The following is an 18,891-nucleotide window of genomic DNA, read 5'->3' on the forward strand; positions in this document are numbered from 1 at the left end:
GGAGACCAAGCGATGTTCCGGCTGGCCAGTCTTTCCCTCGGCAACCGTGCGCTGATCGCGCTCATCACCGTCTTTGCCTCGGTGTTCGGCGTGATCACCATGTCCTCCCTCAAGCAGGAGCTCATTCCCTCCGTTGAGTTCCCGCGGATTACGGTGATCACGTCGATGCCGGGGGCCTCGCCGGAAGTCGTGGACAAGCAGGTCAGCCGGCCGCTGGAAACCGCTCTGAACAGCGTCGAGGGCCTCGAGTCGACCTCCTCCACGTCGCGGAACGGCACGTCGCAGATCAGCATGGTGTTCGAGTACGGCTCCGACCTTGACCGTGCGCGCAACCAGATCGACCGTGCCATTTCCAATGCCAAGCGCACGCTCCCGGAGGATGTGCAGCCGCAGGCCATTGCGGGCAGCATCAGCGACTTCCCCATCGTGTTTCTGGCCGTCTCCTCCGACAAGCCGCTCGGCGAACTGAACACCGACCTTCAGCGGCTGACGGTCCCAAAGCTTCAAAAGATCGACGGCGTCCGTGGCGCCGAGGTGACGGGCGGCGCCAGCCAGCACATCCTCGTCCTGCCGCGGCCGGCCAGCATGGCCACCAGCGGGGCGACCATCCAGTCCATCCGCAATGCGCTGACCAACAACGGCGACCTCATCCCGGCAGGAACCATTGAGGAAAAGGGCCAGAGCGTGTCCCTGCAGGTCGGGAGCCCCGTGGACTCAGTCACCGCCGTGAAGGCCCTGCCGCTCGGCGGCGTGAAGGGCGGCGCAACCATCGGTTCCGTCGCGGACGTCAGCATCAGGGACGATGCGCGGACCTCCATCACCCGGACCAACGGCAAGGAAACCCTTGCCGTCTCAGTCACCAAAAAGCCCGAGGGCGACACCGTGGCGATCTCCCACGCGGTCAAGGACTCCCTGCCGCAGCTGGAGGCGGAGCTCGGTTCCAACGCCAAATTCACGCCGGTCTTCGACCAGGCACCCTTCATCGAGAAGTCCATCAAGGACCTCACCACGGAAGGCCTGCTGGGGCTGGGCTTCGCCGTGGCCGTCATCCTCGTGTTCCTGATGTCGGTCCGTTCCACGCTGGTTACGGCCGTGTCCATTCCGTTGTCCCTGCTGATCACGTTCATCGGGCTCTCGGCCACCGGCTATTCGCTGAACATCCTCACCCTGGGTGCGCTCACCATCGCCATCGGCCGGGTGGTGGATGACTCCATCGTGGTGATCGAAAACATCAAGCGGCACCTCAGCTACGGCGAACCCAAGCTCACGGCCATTCTCACCTCCATCCGGGAAGTGGCGGGGGCGATCACCGCATCGACGCTGACCACGGTGGCAGTGTTCCTGCCCATCGCCTTCGTGGCCGGCCTTGCGGGCGAGCTGTTCCGTCCGTTCGCGCTGACCGTCACCATCGCGCTGCTGTCATCGCTGCTGGTGTCGCTGACGATCGTTCCAGTCCTGGCCTACTGGTTCCTCAAGGCCCCCGCCGAAGCACGCGGCCCGGGGACGGCCCCGCAGCCGGCCCGCGAGATAGAGGCCAAAGCCCATGAGGCGGAGCAGCGCAGCCTCCTGCAGCGCGGGTACCTGCCGGTGCTGACCAAGACCCAGAAGCACCCGGTGGTGACGCTGGTCGCGGCCGTCCTGGTGCTGGGCGGAACCGCCGCCATGACTCCCCTGCTGGCCACGGACCTCCTGGGCCGCTCCGGCGAGAACAGCATGACGGTGAAGCAGGAGCTTCCCGCCGGCACCAGCCTCGAAGACACAAGTGCGGCGGCGCAAAAACTCGAGGGCGTGCTGCTCGGCATCGACGGCATCAAGGACGTGCAGGTGACCTCCGGCAACGCACAGGCCGGCTTCACGGCGCTCACCTCCTCCGGCGCATCGAACTCCACCTTCACGGTGGTCACCGACGAGGCGGCCAAGCAGGCCGAACTGCAGGAGACCGTCCGGAGGGAGCTGGCAAAGGTCAGCGGGGCGGGCAAGGTTTCCGTGGGCGCCCAGCAGGGCGGCTTCGGCACATCATCCACCGTGGACATCACGCTGAAGGCCGCCACGTCGGCGGACCTCAGGAAAGCCAGCGACGCCATGGTCGCCGCCATGACCGGTATTGCCGGCAGCACGGACGTGACCACCAACCTGGCGGCCAGCCAGCCCGTGGTCCAGGTAAAGGTGGACCGGGCCAAGGCAGTGGCTGCGGGCCTGAATGAGGAACAGGTGGCCGGCGTTCTGGCCTCCACCATCAGCCCTGTCCCGGCGGGCACCGTGCGCATCGAAGCGGACGACTTCCCCGTCCGCATCGGCGAGGGCACCCGCTTCACGAGCATCGCGGCGGTCCGTGCCATCCCCCTTCCCGCTGCCGGCGGCCCGGTGCCGCTGGGCAGCGTCGCTGCCGTCGAGCAGCTCGACGTGCCGGTCTCCATTACCTCAAGCAACGGCCAGCGCACAGCGAAAGTCTCCGTCACGCCGTCGGGCGCCAACCTGGGTGCGATGAGCACCGAGGTCCAGAACCGGCTCAAGACCGTGGAGCTCCCGGCGGGGGTCACCGCGGAAATCGGCGGCGCCACCACCCAGCAGGCCGAGTCCTTCCGGCAGCTCGGGCTCGCCCTGCTCGCCGCCATCGCCATCGTGTATGTGATCATGGTGGCCGCGTTCAAGTCCCTCGTCCAGCCGCTGATCCTCCTGGTCTCGGTTCCGTTTGCGGGCACCGGCGCCGTTGCACTGCTCCTCGCCTCAGGGGTTCCGCTGGGACTGCCCGCGCTCATCGGCATGCTGATGCTGGTGGGCATTGTGGTGACCAACGCGATCGTGCTGATCGACCTGATCAACCAGTACCGGAAACCGCGGACGGGCAGGCCGGCCATGAACGTCGCCGATGCCATCACGCACGGTGCACGGCAGCGCCTTCGCCCGATCCTCATGACTGCCCTGGCAACCGTGTTTGCGCTGACGCCCATGGCGCTTGGATTCACGGGCGGCGGCGGGTTCATCTCGCAGCCGCTGGCCATCGTGGTCATCGGCGGCCTGGTGTCCTCCACGGCCCTGACGCTCGTGCTCGTCCCCGTGCTGTACCGGCTGGTGGAGGGGCGCCGCGAGAAGAAGACGCTGCGGCGCGAGCTGAAGGAGCGCCCGGGCTTCGCTCCTGCCGACGACGTCGATGCCGAATTCGCCGACTGGACCACGGGCATGATCCCTAGGACCAGCGGCCGCCGTGCCGCTCCCGGGGCGCCCGAGTAGGTCCATCTCCCGGCTCCCCTCAGCCTTCCCAGGACATGCTGCCTGGGGTAACCCAGACTTCAGACTGCGCGGATCGACGTGAGCTCGTAGACCAGGGCCGAGCTCATCGCCGATCCGCGGCAGGTCAACTGGCACGGCGGGGCGCGGCGGGCCTCCAGCTCAACGTCGACACGCGCCGGGTGAGGCGTCCGACCGGTAATGCGGATCCGCCAGTGGTCGCCATCGCGGAAGGTCTCCGCGACCAGATAGTCATGCCGGCCGGCCGGGCCGAAACGTCTAAGCGTGGCCGCGACAGCGGCCTGCTGCGGCGGGAAGAGATCCGTGTATCCGCGCAGATACTCCCCCTGGATGCGGCCGGCAAGATGCTCTTCGATCGTGGCGACGGACGACTCGGCATCCAGACGGCCGTAGTAGACGCCGTCGGGCGCGACAACGACGTTGCCTGCGAACCTGTCACCGCCAATATGCGTACATTCCCACACCAACTCCGGCCAGCGCTCACTCAGTGCACGTCCCACGGGCCGTCCCCACACCGCACAGCATTAGATCGCGGGCCACCTACGCTCCCGGCTGACCACCTTCAAACAAGGCATTAGCGCGGGAGCCGGCCAAGGTCGCGGACATGGAACGTCCGCGCCGGCGTCACGTACTCGGTCATGACCCCGTATTTGGTGTTCACGAACGCCGACCCGGTGAAGCGGGGGTCTTCAGTAGAAACCAGGGCAAGCCTGACTCCTTCACCTTCCACTTCAGCTCCCGCCACCCGGAAGTCGTCCGGGATTCCGCCCCAGATGCGCATGGACAACGGGAAGAACAAAGCGACTTCCGGGGGGAGGTAATCGTCCCGGTCCCGAGGCGCCTGCTCGACCTCCCCGGTGCTGTACTCGATCCTGCCGCCGCGGGCGGGGGTGAACGACCAAGTTTTGTTTTCGTCGGTAACCGTCCAGGCCCTGCCGCTGCAGCTGACCATAACCTCTGCTGACTGTCGGGCACCCCCATCGGTGTCCACCTGATCGACGCTGGCGCCCAGCCTGCGCTGCATGAGGGAGTTCCGCACGGCGGTCAGAATCGACAGCAGGGCCTCAAAGGATTCATCCACAACCGGCGTCCTATACATGGGGAACAGTGGGCAGGCTATTGGGTGCCAACCTATCCGAAAAAGGCGCCTGGCGCTGACCTTATTGCCTGAATCGCGACACTCTGCTCCCTCGCGGCTGAACCCCTGCCCTTGCAGTGGCCAGTGTCCGGCTCTCGCAGGCACCGGTCAACGAACCCTCAGCGCGACAGTAATCGTGGGCTGGACGAGCCTTCCGCGCCTGCCACTAACGATCAAAAGGATGGATCTGCTGCACCTCGCCCCGCCTGGACCTGGTCCAAAACCCTCAGCAAGCCGTCGGCGTCTGGGACGTCAAAAAAGGCGACATTCTGTCCCAGACCAAGGCTGAAGAAGTCCAACCCCGTGTTCTGATACATGCCGAACATGCCCATGGCGCCCTGATACCCGAAAGTCACACTCACGTGTCGGCCATCCTTGGACCTGTCCACCTTTGTTGGCATAGCCCTTACGGGAGTATCAGCAACTGACCTGTTCCCTGTGCAAACGATCGCCCGACTATCTGTGAGTCCGTAGGCTGTGGCGATCTTCCGCCGTTTTTTGACGATGAAACGGCCGAAAATAAAGTACAGGCCCACCAAGACGAATGGAATTCCCCAAATAACGAACAAAGGTGACTCGCTTCTGGTGATGGCCATGATTTCCCATACGACCGCAAATCCACCCCAGAGGATGCTGAAAGGCACGAGAAACGCATCAGCGCCTGTAAAGCGGACCTTGGGGTCGGGTTGACCAACCCAGAGGAGCCGTTCGCCCTGGCGAAGGAGTGGCAGAATCCGGCTTCTTGGATCGTTCATGCTGAAGTGTTGCACAGTCAGTTCCTGCATGAACAGGGCAAAGCTTGGCGAGTACGTGGCGGCGGCGCCGCAGAAAGGTGCAGCTCTTGCAGACAGGCCGACGGGCCGGACAAGCAGAGCCAGTTCGGGGCAATACCTGTGACTGTTAGTCCAGCATGGCGGTTTTTCACAGTTCAATTTGTCGGCTTCGGTCGTTGCGGAGGAGCAACCTTCAGCGGTCGCTTTCTGGGCTGGTCCCCGACTCTGCGTTGCGGATCCGCATCCCCTCGCGCCTGACAGCACGTGCCAGCGGGAGAGTAAACAGGAACAGGACAATTGATGGGATTCGATACGTTATCCGGGAGACCAACCCGTAGGACTTCTTGGCTTTTGGATGCTTCTGAGCTTCCGGCCCTCAGTGCTGATTCTCTTTGCCTTCCAGATATGGCCAAGTCATCAGGAGCGCGACTTTCAGGCCGCCAAGCAGTCCGCCTAATGCAGTGAAAGGCCCGAGTGAGAATGTGATCCGAGAGGGCACCTCTCGCCGGCTCTGGCGCTGGCGGGGCTGACGTCGTAGGCTCTGAGCAATCGCGCCAGCCAGCGGTGAAAAGAGGGATCACTACGCCAGGACACGGTCCGTGCAGGGCTGGCCCTGACCGATTCAAACATCGCCGGCGTGCGCGGTGTGCTGTTCCGCCAGCTCGCGGCACCTGACGGCGCAGTTCCGGAACGAGCCCGCGAAAACCCGCGGGCTGGCCGGCACAGTGAACGGGATCCAGTCATGAACAGAAGCAATGCTTCAGCCGCCCTCGCGATCGCAGCAGTTCTTACTCTCACAGGCTGCGGTGGCTCCGACCCGTCCGGTGCCACCGCGTCCGGGAGCCCATCCCCGGCGTCACCGGCACCGAAGTCCTATACCAATGAGGACCTCACCACCATCGTCGCCGGCCTCAAGGATGCCCAGGGACAGCCCCTGACCGTTGTCCCGGCAGCCCAGATCGACCAGGGACTGATAGCGGCCCGGGAGATGCTCAAGACCGCCGTCATCACCCCGAAAGCCTGCGGTGTGCTGGCCGACAACAACGCCCAGGTTCCAGAGGGCAGCACCTACGCGGCCGGGGCGAGCCTGGCGGCGAAGGCCAAAACGGCAACGGTCGTGACGGTGTTCGCTGTCAAAGACCCGGCGGTCATGAGTACCCAGTTCAACAAGAGTGAGACGGCGCTTGGTGACTGTTCGAAGTTCACGGTCGCGCTGAAGGGGCAGAAAATCACCAGCGAAATGAAACCCATCGAGACCGCGGTGGACGGCGACAAGTCCGTGAGCACTTTGACGATCCAAACCCTCTCGACTGGCCAGAAGCAGGCCACGGTCACGGTCAGCGCCGTCAAGGGAACACTGGCAGCCTGCGCGGCGAAAACCGGTGCCGTCGGAGCCGTGACGGCGGGCTCGGCACCTGAGCTGACCGCCCTTGTCAACGCCGCCCTCGCCGCCGGCTGACGAGCCGTCGGCGCCGTAGGCGCTGCACGCTGCCCGTCGCCGTCGAATCCCGACGGGCAGCGGCTGGACCACTATCCCTTGACTCTTCGATGTGAGACGCGGTCCGCTGGCCACGTTTGTGGCGGTCAAACCTGGGCTTCTCTGACCCATCAGGAGTCGCGCTCACGTTTATCTTTCGGCCGAACCGTGGAATGGTCCAGGGCGAACTCGACTCTGGCGAACGAGCGGTGAATGGCATCGACAAAACTGCTGGTGCAGGCACGCCGTTGTCAGTATTGTCCGCGTATGGTCGGGGAAAAGTGGGACGCGCTGCTGAAGGACCTTCAATGTTCCCTGCATGATGTGGCGATCATAGTCAGCGACGACGGACCCGACGGGCGCTCCTTCCCATTTGCGCAGACCGATTTTCATGCAACGGATGACGCAGGCAAACGGATGAGTTTGGCTTGTATTGGTGAACTTGAGCTGCTGCTGTCGTACGGTGATGGCCGCGCCCGGTGGGAGCTGGATTGGACCGATGAGGACGTGCAGTTCGTCAAGGATGTCGTGCGGGCAGTTTGTACTGGGAATTCCAAAGAGGTTCAGGCCCTGGGACGCATCCACGTGGAAGTGTCTTTGCCCGATGGCTCCACCGTGAAGACCAACACCTACGAATTTCCGTTCGGACTGATTCCCCTGCCTGGTTGGAAGAAATGGGGACAGAAGACCCAAAGAAGATTTCCTCAACCGCCCTCAAGCCTGTCGTGAGCCGAACCTATACCGGACGTTGGCTGCTGTCCCGGCTTCAGCCCACGCTATGGTTGCACGTCCGCGGTTGGCAGAGCCGAGGACGGCGAGGCCCCTCCGCCTTTAGGCTCGGGCCCGCTCCCTTATGGAAATCCCAGCAGCGAGAAGAGTAGTAGGGCTACGACGATGAGGAGTGCGCTGACTCCGAGCGCCGCGGATAGGGCCTGCCGGTTGGTCATGTCAGGCTCCTGACTGAATTTGTCGTATGCCACGGGAAAGGCCATTACGAAGAGGAAACACAGGGCACTCGAGGTGAAGCTAAATGGGAAATTCATCGGGTCACTCCTTCGGCACTTGCTTCGCCAGCCCTCCCTTCAATTCTCCTCTCCTCCAACCCGCCTGCAATCTTCCCCCAGTAGCCTGGATGCCTCCGCGCACGGGGCAACAGGATCTTCCAGCGCGTCCAATATTGTGAATCACAGCGATAAATGGCGGGGGTTTTCGCGACGCTATATGTCGCCCCTTGGTGCCCATAAGTCGAACCGCTACCGGGATGGTGGTCGTGGTTAGTTCCTATTGAGTTGTGACCGCAGGTTCATCGCGCATTCCGACGCCGAATATCAAGGTGCCCAGTGCAGAGACCTTCCCGATCCAGCCAGAATGAGGTAATCCTGTTGTGGGAGCTCGTGTTTACTGTCTGCATCATGGGTGACAATCTTGCAGATCGAGTCGTTCAGTTATTTGCCAGATGCAACGGGATAGCTGCCGGCTGGGAAACGGTTCACCATCCGCGTGAGGAACGCTGAACGGACCCCTGATCAACGTTCACCACAGATCCCCGGGAGTGAAAGCCCAGACTGTGCAAAGTAGGCAGATCACCCCAATGAGCCAGGGAAGGCCCTTTGCGCAGTATACGAAAAGCTTTGGGGCATCCGCTCGAAAGGGGCTTTCCCCTTTCCTGCGGTAAAACCAGATCAGCAATCCCCAGAAAACGAGGAAGATGGCGCTGACAACGGCAATGAAGACTTCTGCGACGCTAGCCGTCTCAGTGAAGTAGGTCATGTCCCAAAAATTCGCTTGTAAACCCATCTCACAAGAGTTCCTCTGAATGCCAGAATAAGGGAACCTGGCCGGTCGCTTAACCGCCAAATTCTCGTTACCACCACCTGACTTGGCTCACGGGTCGTATGCGAGGATGGGGGCAATTAACCTCCAGGGGGATGGGGTGTCGATGATGATCACAAGCAAGCTCAAGTACGCGGCAACTACCGCAATGATAGGGCTAATCTGCACGCTGTCAGCCTGTGGCGTCGACGGGCAGCAATCCGCCGCCCCGCCGACCTCAGCGATTCTGCAGCCTAAGGAATTCGGCTCTATCGACGATGCCCGTCGAGCCGTCTCCGAAGTCATCGGATGCGAGGAAGAGCCCAAGACGGACCCCATCATCAATCCGGAACTGGCAGGTTACTCAGCCGAATACGCAGTGTGTTCAAACCGAGTCCAAGTCGAATGGTTCCAGAGCGACGATGCTCGGAAAGCCGGCTACGAGGTGTACGCGAACTCCACCCAACCGTTGTCTATGGTGGAGGGCAAGAACTGGCTGGTCGTGGACCTGTCCGAGGGCTTACAAGAGCCTCCAAGCGGTAAGGACCTGAAGAGACTGGCGCAAGAACTCGGTGGCGAGTTCAAACCCCTGAACGGCGCCAAATCGCGGGACTCTCGAATGCCACTTCGATCTGCCCCCCGGAATTCAGACGGCGGCTGTAGAACGCAGGCCTCTATCGATGTACGATCCAGAAACTCGGTCTCCTCCGCGACGGATAACGGCCGACAAGCCGACTGCACCCAACCGAAGGAAATTATGGCGGACCAGAACCTTCCCGATGCCCACCCCGCGTTTTCCAGCCACTTTTCGGCACCGATCTATGGGGACCCGGCAGGAGAATTCGCTCCATTCGGAACGGACGAGGGCTGGGATATGCTCCACTCGGTGGCGCAAGATCGCGACCAGCTGCCGAACAACGCCACAGTCACAGACGTCCTGGCCTTGGCCGGTTTCCCCGATGCCGGCGGATGGGACGAGAACCCGAGCGGCGAAGAATGGTACGAGGACGCCACCCTGGTTGCCGCTTCCGCTTTTACGCTGCTCCGTCTGACGGGACAAATCGACGACACCGGCCGCCAACAAGCGTTGGAGGCCCTTGACATCCTGATCGACTTCTTCGGGGACCAGCCCGACCTGCAGCAGCAGCGCACCGACCTCGATAGCTGGACAGGATGACCCGCGCATCTAGGCTGGCCATTGGTCCCTCCTTCTGACTACTCTCGTAGGACCGGCCAAATCCATAATCCGCCTGCGGACCATCCAATGAGCTGCCGCCTTGGATCCCTAGTCACTGTCGGGGGTACCAGCGATGATCGGGGCCCACATCCATACTGCCGATTTGTCATCGGAATCATCTCCTCGCCCACAATCCGTAGGTCGAACCTTGACCGGGCATCCGTATGATCACCAGACTTCCCGACTCGCAGGCCAGGGAAATTAACCGCAACGGCCTGGTGCTGGCTTCCTTTGTCCAGCAATCAGCAGGTCTGGTAACCAGCCTGCGGACGGGCGACCTGCTGCTTTCCGACCCCAATGGCATTAGTCTGAGGCAGGAGACGCGTAAGGATCCGGGAGTGCCTCATGAATGACAGCAGTGCAGCCTTCACAGTCGCATTTCCCGAGGCGAGGAAAACCAGAACTGCCAGCACTCTGGCCACGGTTTTCTTCTTGGCGTTCTGGATCCTGTGGGGTGTCGCCTTATTCGGGGCACCAGGTGTTCCCGACCTGCCTTGGTTCATGGTTGCGCTAATCCCGTTCGCACTGTTCTTAGGTTGTTCCATCTATGGATGGCGGAAGCAGAGAGAGCTTGCACCCCTTATCAATCACCGATTCGCAGAAGAGTTTGCCGCGCATACCCAAGAGGAATACCCACAAGACGTGGACATTTTGAAAGTGCAACGGTCCATAGCTGTCAAGAGACCGGACGGGTCTGTACGTCTTTGGGGCGTGAAGCGAAATAAGGATTCCTTCAAAGTCTTTCCCATGAGCTGAACCCGGGCCGCTGCCAGCCTACTTCAGGTGCAAAGCTCGCGGCTCGGTTAGCTCCCGAGGGGAACCCTGCACGGGGCAACCCAGCAATCTGGTGTCCACTTTGCCGAATTGCCTCCTCCAGGGAGGAGTTCCTGACCTCAGATAGCCCCTCCCTTCGGTAGCATCGCCAACATGACCACATGCTCTGTGCTGCGCTGCCCCGAGACCCCAACCAGTGTCTTCAAGCTCATGCCCGGCTCCAACCTGGAAGTGCCTGTCTGTACCGGACACAAGGCGGTCTTGGAGGGCGGTGCTCATTGGATGGTCCATGGTGGCACGGGCTTGCCACCTGAAAACGGTGCCCGAGAGTCCACAGGAATCAGCCTTCTCACGGGAGCGGATCTCCCGGACCGCAACCGGCTGATTGGCTTCGGTGTCAGCCCGACTATAGGGGACGAGCTCGGCTTCGCGGTGGATCTGAACATTGAGGCCGCGGACGGTCAGCAACGGGTTTCATTCTGGATGACCGAGGATGTCGGTAGGCGACTTGGTGCCTTCCTGGCTAGCCCCTCCAAACCACCTGCCCCGCCGGCCGCGTAGTTCCAGATCCTGTGAATCGCAGCGGTATTTGGCGTTGTTCTGTCAGCGGTAAATCGCAGGTGTGCGCTCCTTATACAGGTTCGCGACATCGGCCCTTTATGCGGTGCGAAAGGCTGTTCTCGGCAGACACTCTTGGCCTCGGATGAGTGTCAATTTGCAGGGGCGGATCATGGTGGTGGCCGGAGCAGACTCTGATCCGGCCACCGATTCAGTATTGAAGAGAGGACAGGCACCCGGTCAGCTGTAATCGTGCAGACCTGGTGCAGGTGTCAGTTCCCGGCGATGGTGTAGGTATTCCACCCGCCGGTGTATGTCTCCCGGGTAGCCCAGGCGCTCTTGTTCGCTTGGTAGTAGTGAAGGACGCCGGCCGAGTCGCGTGCTCTCAGGCCGACTGTGCCGCTGCCGTGGAGCCCGGAGACAGCGCGAATGGAGCTCATGGTGTTCCATCCGTTGCCGATGGTTGCGCGCTTCTCTGCAATGAATGAGCCAGCGCCGTTGGTGCGGTACAGCTTCAGGTAGCCGGAGGAGTTCTTGGCAACGACGTCGGTGTTGCCGTCCTTGTCCCAGTCCAGCAGGTTGAAGGATATCCCGTTCCAGCCGTTGCCGATCTTCACCCGTGCTGACAGGCCCTTGCCGGACGGGTTGCCGTAGTGGAAGAGCTCACCGGTGGCGTTATTCCTAGCGATGATGGACGGGTACTTATCCGTTTTCTTCCACGTGGCCACGGTGATCTCATAGTTCCGCCAGCCAGCGCCGATGATGTGGTCCTTGAATCCGCCGGTGGCGATTCCTTCACGATATGTCAGGGTGCCGTCCTGGTTCTGCACAACCAGGTCCGGAACACCGTCCGCGTCAGAGTTCCAGTTGGTCACGAAAAAGGCCTTCGGGATCGGGGCTCCAGCCGGCCCAATAGCGCGCCGTTGCGGCGTCACGCCCAGAGTCATCCAGGCATAGGACCAGAGGGTGCCGCTCTGATCGTAGGCAACCACATTGGCTGTTGAGTCAATGGAGAAGTTCCAGCTGGTATGCGGCAAGTCTGCTGCCTGGGCAGGTGCGCTGAAGGTAAAGGCGCACAGGGCGGCAACGATGGCTGCCAGCCCTGCTCTGGTACGAATGGTCTTTTTCACGTGGATGCTGAGCCTTCCCCAATATTGCTCGTAGAAACACTGGATGTGTTTCCACGGAGACTACCCTTTTTCCATCGAATGTAGAAAGCATTTCTGTGCGTCCGAACACTTTGTAACCGAACCGGTATTTCCGTGAAAAATTCCGGGCGTCTGTCGGGAACCGTGGACCCGAAGAGGCGCGTTCAGTGCTCCGGAACCAAGAACGCGGCCCTCGACATTCGCATGTTGGAGACCGCCCGTCGAGCAGTGAAAAACACATTCTGAACTTGTGGATTTGATCGCTATCCAGCTGCGTTTTTTGGTTGCCCCGTGTCGCAACAGTGCCCGTAAGGGGGATCCCATCATGGGAGAACGCATCCATCGACGGCGATTCCTGCTGGTCGCTGATGACTACCGGGAACGCTGGTCTGAGTAGGACCATCAGCGCATTCGAGTATGGACCAATAGGACCTTGTCCTGGCCCATGGGTGGAACCATGACCGGACGTTGGAAGCTAGGCAGGTCACCGAGTCTTGGAACAGGCAGAGAGACTGAAAAGTTCCGGCCCTTCCTGTGGAACGGTAGGTGGCAGACAAACATTACGAATGCGGCTCTAGTTCGGTCAGGATCATTTCACCAGCTTGAACAGTACGAGATGATGTCGCCATGGCCTGGTTCTGGACGTTGGGTGCTGTTGCCGTAGCAGCGGTGCTTCTTGGGGGATGTGCCGCAGAAGTGGCACCTGCTGCCTCTAATTCCGCATCAGCGATGCCCTCAGATCGGAAACTTATGGGGCAGGGCACGGTGTTGCAAAAAGGTGAGGATCTGCCCCAGCTCTGCCTAGGCGCCGTTGCAGAATCCTATCCCCCACAATGCACCGGTCCCATCCTCCGGAACTGGGAATGGTCCGCAGCGAATGATTCCACCACCGCAGCCGGGGTCACGTGGGGATCCTATGCCGTCACCGGAACGTGGGACGGCAATGAATTCACACTCACTGACAAACCCGTTGCCTTATCCCCGCACAGCAGCCCGCTTCCCAGCGATAAACCCCTGGTGGACGAGAACGGCGCCGGCAGCGAATCGCGGTTGGGGCAGATTCAGCTTGAGCTGCAGTCTTCGACTGGCTCATCCGTGCTCAGCTCATGGATCGAAAAAGGCTATCTCGTTCTCAATGTCATATACGACGATGGAGACCTCCAGCGCCAAATGAACGGCAAGTACGGAAACAACATGATCCTGGTGCAGTCTGCTTTGAGCCCCGTCGACTGACTGCTATTCAAGGCACCAGCCGTTGGCTTGACCAAGGGAGAACGATCGCGCGGAACCGTAAACGAGTTCTCTAGCCCGATTCCTGCATTGGTGACGAAAGTCTTGGCTTGGGCTAGGTTGAGGTCATGACGGGCCGTAAGCCGCGCAACGCTTGGTTGCACATGACGGACGCCGTGGGCCTGACCGAACCTGGCAAAAAGCCCGAGCGGCCCAGTTCCCGCATCCTCTTGTTTATGACAATCCTATGGTCCGCATCGACCGTGACATGGTCAGCATTTACTTTCATGGTTTCGGATGGAACCCCCATCTACGTATTGCTGAGCGTCATGTCGCTCGTGTTGGCTATCGCCAACTACGCCATGTGGCGGCACTCTAGGAAGGGCCGCGACCATGTGGAGCTAGATTCCTGAACTGAGGGCTTCAGCCGGCGACGGTCGGGGCACGTATCCGGGCTCTGAGAAAATCGCAGCTTGAAATTGGCGGTTCCGGTGGTCCTTTCGGGAACCCTTCGCGGGACAGTCTCGGTTCGATTCGGCTCATCCTTCGAGATTTCGGCTGCTAGAAGTATTCGTTTGGATTTGCGGTAGCAGAGAGGACGGACAGCACAATGACTGCTAGCGGTACCGCGGATAGGACGGAGAGCGGCCACCAGTTGGCCAGCCGTCGGCTCGTCTTGCGATGCCGTAAAGCCACGTTGAGGGACGCTACGAAGAACGGGGCAAAAAGGACGATGAAGATCACGCTGGCATATAGCAGGTCCCCTTCATAGCAGCCTGAACCCATCGTCTGGGGTGTGCACTCCATCCGGGAGTGGTAATAACCGAGGGCGAATCCTAAGAAGGCTGCCGCTGGCACGCAAATTACTGCTCCTATAAGCGACAGAGCGATCGACCATTTTTGCGCGCCGGTAAGGCGCTGCCTGGCTCCCAGTACGAGAGTCCCTTGCATGCTGTTCTTCACTGCCCGTGCTCCCCCAAAACCATCGTTTGTAACCTTGCCGAGGCTAGCAGAGCAAAACACACCTGGGTCGGGGCCCCCGGCATCGACCGACCCGGCAAGCGTAGTGCAATCAGGAGTTCTACTCGATGAACCTTCTATGGGGCATCGCTGAGGGCATAGGCAGTGAGTTGGTCCTATTGAGCAGCCACAAGCTCTATTTCGAAGCCGTCTGAGTTCTCGAGGTAGGCGGCGTAATGCTCACTCCCGCCGGCGTATGGATACCTCTCAGGAAACAAAGAGGTCCAGCCGTGCTCAGTACTGTCTCTCACCATCGCGTCCACACGCAACCGGTTGGCTACCACGAACGCCAGGTGATTCAACCCAGGCGCTGTTCGTTGATGATGCCTGCCACTCAAATCCGGCGATTCTTCTAGAACTATGTACGTAGAGTCTTTCGCCCAACTGATTCCATCTGGCCAAGCCTGATAGTGCGCGTACCCCAAGGTGGACAATAGCCAGCCCCACTCTCTGGTGGCTCTCTTGAGATCCGGCACCCACAGTTCGACATGGTGCAGTGCACCTTCTGACTTGTCATTCACTTTGTGAGTCTTTCACGCGTCCAATGCCGTGCTATTCAATCGCTCTTTCCCGCATCTCAAGTCCAGTTCCGGGAACGTTGAACGCTCCGAAAGCGCCTCAGTCGACTTGGCGTTTTGAGCTCTCGAATTCGCGAAAGTTCCAATTGACGGGTGTTCCACCGACCGGGGCGACTTGAAGCCGTGGATCTGAGCTTCTTACCAGACACATGAGACGGTGACCGAACAAGGCTGCGCAGGAGGCCTGGTGGGCGAAAATGTCCAGGAGCTTGTGGGCAGTGGCCTGATCCTTGGCTGCGAATTTGTCATACCCCTCGACTACCAAAACGAGCCCGGCGTCTGACTCAGACCATCCATATGAACGAATAGCGACGTCACCAAGGCAATCATTGAGTGCGGCAAGGTTGCTGCCGTAGTAGCCGGGAAATTGAAGAGCGGCAGCGATATCCGTATGCATATCAGCCGGAGTGTGCCATGACGCGGCGTCCAGAGCTACGATCCGATAACCGTGGCGGTGAAGCCAGGAAGTGGTTTCCTCCAGAATCGTCTGCTGAAAGAACAGATTGACGAAGCCGCTCTGTATGAGGAGAAAGTCCAAGGGATGGTTCAGCTCGTCTGTTCAGCTCGTCAGCGGGGTCCCAAATGGCCATAACGTCACCGTACAGGTTCCGCCAACTCTTCTGCCGCCGTCCCCTTGGGGAACCTTGTCCGGTGCGGATAGGACCAGGATCGCCGGCGGTCCGGCTGCATGGCGGCCCTTCCTGAAAGCTGCGTTTGAAGGTTCCGGCCTAGTACTGTCATCTTGGGTTCCGGTCATGGACGGCGCTCCCGGCCAGGCGTTATATCTCGCTGCCGGCTTCGGTTCTGGTGAAGGAGTGTGATGGATCTTAGGGATTTAGTGGCAGAGGCCCGCCTGGCTAACCGTGATCCCGGCCCGCAGTCCAATGCGCTGGCCAAGAGACTGCGCTCGGAGAGTCCCGAAACGACCATCGACTTATACGAGCAAGCCTCCCAGCGCGCCTCAGCTCTGTTCAAACACTGGGCAGGCAGACGGGAGCCAAAGGCATTATTCGATGCACACTTTGTTGCGGAGACAGGCGATCCTCAAGAATTCGATCCGACAGGTCCTCCTTTTTTGAATTTCCGTCCAGAACGTGTGGAGATGAGCTATGAATCATGGCTTCTCGGCTGGTGTTTCCACCGGGTTCTTGTCGGCAATGACCCACCGCCTGCGGACTTTCACTTCGTGGCCCATCCGGAACGCCCGGCGATCTTTGATTTCTTCGAAGGCATGGCAGGGAACGGTCTCAAGTACGCCTTCCAGGACGCATACGAGCGCAGCACCGAAACGCCTTGGCCCCTCGCTCCCCGCGAGGCGGATCGGAAGTTCATCAGTTACTTGGAACAACTTGAGCACGCCCCTCATAGAGTCCAGCTGTATAGAGCGACGGCGCGAGAAGTGGAAATGGACATGAACGCATCCCCGGAGTGGCGTCAATGGTGGTTGAGCGGGCCACTACGGTTACTGGAGTTCAGCATCGCCGAGAGTCGAAGCCTCTATCCAGGTGCGCTGGCGATGCATACCGGAGACACTCCGACCTCGACCCGCGTTAGGAAATCCGGTTTGACTGTGACAGGAACGATCTTTCCCAATCGGGACCGAATCCTGGAAACCGAAGAGAGGGACATCCGCCAGCTCGTGGTCGAGGACATGACCGTACTGCTGCGCAAAGTGCAGCAGAAGTACAGGTTCACTCGAGAGCTGCCCGAGACGAAGTAGCCAAGAAATCGGGATCCGGAACGCTCACGGCTCTCTGGATCTGTAATTAGGGGTTCTGTCAGGCGAATCAGGGTGACCGCCACCATCAGCGGGAACCGAACGTCTCTATCGGTTCACGAGGGCTGTCGACCCATTTAAACAGGGTTCCATTCCGTGGCTTTGAAACGAAGTCAAGGCTTTTTGGTTCCATCTACACGGTATGTATATCCGGTGATGAATCGTATTCTGGTCGCATGTCCGTGCTTGTGGAGGTCATCGTGGCCATAGCTCAGGGCGTCCTAGAGGCCGTAGGTGATCCCTTAATCCACCGTCACTCGGAAGATCATCAGAATGAAGATTCCGGGGAATAAACCGCCAGTGCAGCAAGCTCTCTTTACCAGGGTGGATGGGAGGCCGCAGTGCGGCTCAGTGAATGGCCAGCCATGGCGGTTGTTCGGCTACGAACGCTTTACGGGCCGGTTGTCGACTCAACCGACAAGGCCGACTTTCGGGCCTCTATTCTTCGGGAAAGGACCGGATGATCTCGGGCGGGAATGCTTCGAGCAGTTGCCTCCTGAGCTTTTTGCCGGCTTTCCATTCATGCATGTTGAGGTCGCAGCTTCTGCCTCGTTGGTCCATCAGGGAGATGCAGCCGCAGCTGCGGTCACCGACGACGGCGACGTCGGCCAAGAAGATCGTCTTCGTTTTGCCGGAGGTGTGAGTCATCAGGCGTGTTGGGGTAAGTGTCAACGTCGTGTGGGTGGATTTGTGTCGCCACGTTGGATGCTCAGCGTCGCCTTCTGCTGCCGACTGATGATTCTTCGGCGTGTTGTTCCGATGCCAGATTTCATAACGATCTATCGCGAGCCCCAGGCTCCCGGCCTCTGCCTTGGAAAGCTTCACCGACTTATCCAATGCGACGATCAGCGAACCGATACTGGTTCTCAGGATCTTTGTGAGTTCGGCGGAACTAATGGCTGTCGCCCGGTCGAGGAGTTCCTGTCGGTCCCGACTGCGCCGTCCGAGCAGGGTGTCGATTGCCAGTTGGTCCAGGTAGTCCTGGGGAACGTAATCGTCCCATCCCAATTCGGCCGTCAGGGCGTGCCGTGCTGACTGGACGGCATCCTCGCTGAGCCCTGCATCTACGATGCCGCGCAGGGTGTTTACGCCTTCCCTGAGAGCCGGGATGCTGTTCTGCCGGACCGGATCAAGAATGAGATCAACTTGGCTCTGGTCGGTATCGATCGCGGTTGTGAAGTTCTCTACGGAATAGATGATTCCGGCTGCATGCCGAAGCCGGGTCAGTAGTTCGTATCGCAGTGATTCACAGAGGAGATCGGCATTTTGTGATGGCACCAGAAGAGACAGCGCGACGCCCTGTTTCCGGGACCTGATCAGTGTCGGAGCCGTGATGAGCGGCGGATTCTGATGATGACTGACTGGCTTCCCCGATGGCAGACGGATGTCCAAGGTGGAGGGCAAGGGGCCCGTGAAGGTGAGAGCCGCATTGGCGGCGGTTAGCCAGCGGCAGACCCATTCGGTGGTTTCAGCTTTGGTCAGACCGGCGGTGGCCGGTGCCCCGAATTGCGCGGCGCCCACGCCGTTGGGCCCGTACCGGTAGGTCAGCAAGCCGCTGGAGACAGTACTGAACTTGTGCGGATCCTCGGCCTCGAGGACGGATTTTTCAAGGGAGATGACTTCATCTGTTACGGCTTCGAAAGTTGATACGGCGGCCGCGATGGCATTGAGGAAACCGGCGACATCCTCTGCCCTGCCCAGGGCGTAGAACTGGAGTGAGTCGGTGGTCACGGTACCGCCGTGCACCACCGTTGCGGGCTGCGCCATGCGCAAAAGCACGTGCTCAACAAGATGAGTGATTCCGGCAAGCGTTGGTGATTCATCGCGCATTCCGACGCCGAATATCAAGGTGCCAGTGCAGAGACCTTCCCGGTCCAGCCAGAATGAGGTAATCCCGTTGTGGGAGCTCGAGTTCACCGTCTGCATCATGGGTGACAGTCTTGCAGATCGAGTCGTTCAGTTATTTGCCAGATGCAACGGGATAGATGCCGGCCAGGAAGCGGTTCAACATCCGCGTGAGGAACCCTCACTCGGGCAGAATCGATGTGTTAATGCGCTGCGCTCAGCTCTATCCTCCACTGAGACAACCGGGTCGTTTCCTAGGGCATCAGCAGGATCGA

General features: G+C 60.3%; 17 protein-coding genes. 9 read left to right on the forward strand and 8 right to left on the reverse strand.

Annotated features, from left to right (window positions below; genetic code table 11):
* Window positions 1-12: 12 nt before the first annotated feature.
* Window positions 13-3,231, forward strand: a complete 3,219-nt coding sequence (locus tag AC5RUM_RS18185; protein WP_494036260.1) for an efflux RND transporter permease subunit — start codon at window positions 13-15, stop codon at window positions 3,229-3,231.
* Between the two features lie 59 nt (window positions 3,232-3,290).
* Here AC5RUM_RS18185 and AC5RUM_RS18190 read toward each other — a convergent pair whose 3' ends face one another.
* The 3 genes from AC5RUM_RS18190 to AC5RUM_RS18200 form a co-directional block, all read right to left on the reverse strand.
* Complete coding sequence (locus tag AC5RUM_RS18190; protein ID WP_494036261.1) at window positions 3,291-3,764, reverse strand: hypothetical protein; 474 nt, start codon at window positions 3,762-3,764, stop codon at window positions 3,291-3,293.
* Between the two features lie 59 nt (window positions 3,765-3,823).
* On the reverse strand, window positions 3,824-4,330 hold the full coding sequence (locus tag AC5RUM_RS18195) for a hypothetical protein (RefSeq protein WP_494036262.1): 507 nt from the start codon (window positions 4,328-4,330) through the stop codon (window positions 3,824-3,826).
* A gap of 230 nt (window positions 4,331-4,560) precedes the next feature.
* Window positions 4,561-5,172: a hypothetical protein gene (locus tag AC5RUM_RS18200; protein ID WP_494036263.1), complete on the reverse strand. Its 612-nt coding sequence runs from the start codon at window positions 5,170-5,172 to the stop codon at window positions 4,561-4,563.
* Between the two features lie 730 nt (window positions 5,173-5,902).
* Between AC5RUM_RS18200 and AC5RUM_RS18205 the strand changes: the two genes are divergently transcribed.
* Window positions 5,903-6,619, forward strand: coding sequence for a hypothetical protein (locus AC5RUM_RS18205; protein ID WP_494036264.1), 717 nt, complete (start codon window positions 5,903-5,905; stop codon window positions 6,617-6,619).
* Between the two features lie 231 nt (window positions 6,620-6,850).
* Window positions 6,851-7,366, forward strand: coding sequence for a hypothetical protein (locus tag AC5RUM_RS18210; protein WP_494036265.1), 516 nt, complete (start codon window positions 6,851-6,853; stop codon window positions 7,364-7,366).
* Window positions 7,367-7,488: 122 nt separating this feature from the next.
* Here the strand turns inward: AC5RUM_RS18210 and AC5RUM_RS18215 are convergent, their stop codons facing one another.
* Complete coding sequence (locus AC5RUM_RS18215; RefSeq protein WP_494036266.1) at window positions 7,489-7,680, reverse strand: hypothetical protein; 192 nt, start codon at window positions 7,678-7,680, stop codon at window positions 7,489-7,491.
* 896 nt (window positions 7,681-8,576) lie between these two features.
* On the opposite strand from AC5RUM_RS18215, the gene AC5RUM_RS18220 reads away from it, so the two are divergent.
* From AC5RUM_RS18220 to AC5RUM_RS18235, 4 genes are all read left to right on the forward strand, one after another.
* On the forward strand, window positions 8,577-9,626 hold the full coding sequence (locus tag AC5RUM_RS18220; protein WP_494036267.1) for a hypothetical protein: 1,050 nt from the start codon (window positions 8,577-8,579) through the stop codon (window positions 9,624-9,626).
* Between the two features lie 224 nt (window positions 9,627-9,850).
* Entirely contained in the window at window positions 9,851-10,039 is a 189-nt protein-coding gene (locus tag AC5RUM_RS18225; RefSeq protein ID WP_494036268.1) for a hypothetical protein, read from the forward strand.
* Window positions 10,032-10,442, forward strand: a complete 411-nt coding sequence (locus AC5RUM_RS18230; protein WP_494036269.1) for a hypothetical protein — start codon at window positions 10,032-10,034, stop codon at window positions 10,440-10,442. The genes AC5RUM_RS18225 and AC5RUM_RS18230 overlap by 8 nt, the downstream gene beginning before the upstream one ends.
* 171 nt (window positions 10,443-10,613) lie before the next feature.
* A complete protein-coding gene (locus AC5RUM_RS18235; RefSeq protein WP_494036270.1) occupies window positions 10,614-11,021 on the forward strand; it encodes a hypothetical protein in 408 nt (135 codons plus the stop codon).
* A 269-nt stretch (window positions 11,022-11,290) separates the two neighbouring features.
* Here AC5RUM_RS18235 and AC5RUM_RS18240 read toward each other — a convergent pair whose 3' ends face one another.
* Window positions 11,291-12,148 (reverse strand): FG-GAP repeat domain-containing protein, encoded by an 858-nt coding sequence (locus AC5RUM_RS18240; protein ID WP_494036271.1) that lies wholly within the window; start codon window positions 12,146-12,148, stop codon window positions 11,291-11,293.
* 645 nt (window positions 12,149-12,793) lie between these two features.
* Here AC5RUM_RS18240 and AC5RUM_RS18245 point away from each other — a divergent pair.
* Window positions 12,794-13,399 carry a hypothetical protein gene (locus AC5RUM_RS18245; RefSeq protein ID WP_494036272.1) on the forward strand — a complete coding sequence of 202 codons (606 nt, stop codon included), beginning with the start codon at window positions 12,794-12,796 and terminating at the stop codon, window positions 13,397-13,399.
* Between the two features lie 1,133 nt (window positions 13,400-14,532).
* On the opposite strand, the gene AC5RUM_RS18250 is transcribed toward AC5RUM_RS18245, so the two are convergent.
* Entirely contained in the window at window positions 14,533-14,937 is a 405-nt protein-coding gene (locus AC5RUM_RS18250; protein ID WP_494036273.1) for a VOC family protein, read from the reverse strand.
* Between the two features lie 97 nt (window positions 14,938-15,034).
* A complete protein-coding gene (locus AC5RUM_RS18255; RefSeq protein ID WP_494036274.1) occupies window positions 15,035-15,532 on the reverse strand; it encodes a barstar family protein in 498 nt (165 codons plus the stop codon).
* A 282-nt stretch (window positions 15,533-15,814) separates the two neighbouring features.
* Here AC5RUM_RS18255 and AC5RUM_RS18260 point away from each other — a divergent pair, with 282 nt between their 5' ends.
* Complete coding sequence (locus AC5RUM_RS18260; protein WP_494036275.1) at window positions 15,815-16,714, forward strand: hypothetical protein; 900 nt, start codon at window positions 15,815-15,817, stop codon at window positions 16,712-16,714.
* Between the two features lie 495 nt (window positions 16,715-17,209).
* Here the strand turns inward: AC5RUM_RS18260 and AC5RUM_RS18265 are convergent, their stop codons facing one another.
* On the reverse strand, window positions 17,210-18,700 hold the full coding sequence (locus AC5RUM_RS18265) for a peptidase M16 family protein (protein WP_494036276.1): 1,491 nt from the start codon (window positions 18,698-18,700) through the stop codon (window positions 17,210-17,212).
* Window positions 18,701-18,891 lie beyond the last annotated feature (191 nt).

This window comes from Arthrobacter sp. B2060 (assembly GCF_059090445.1).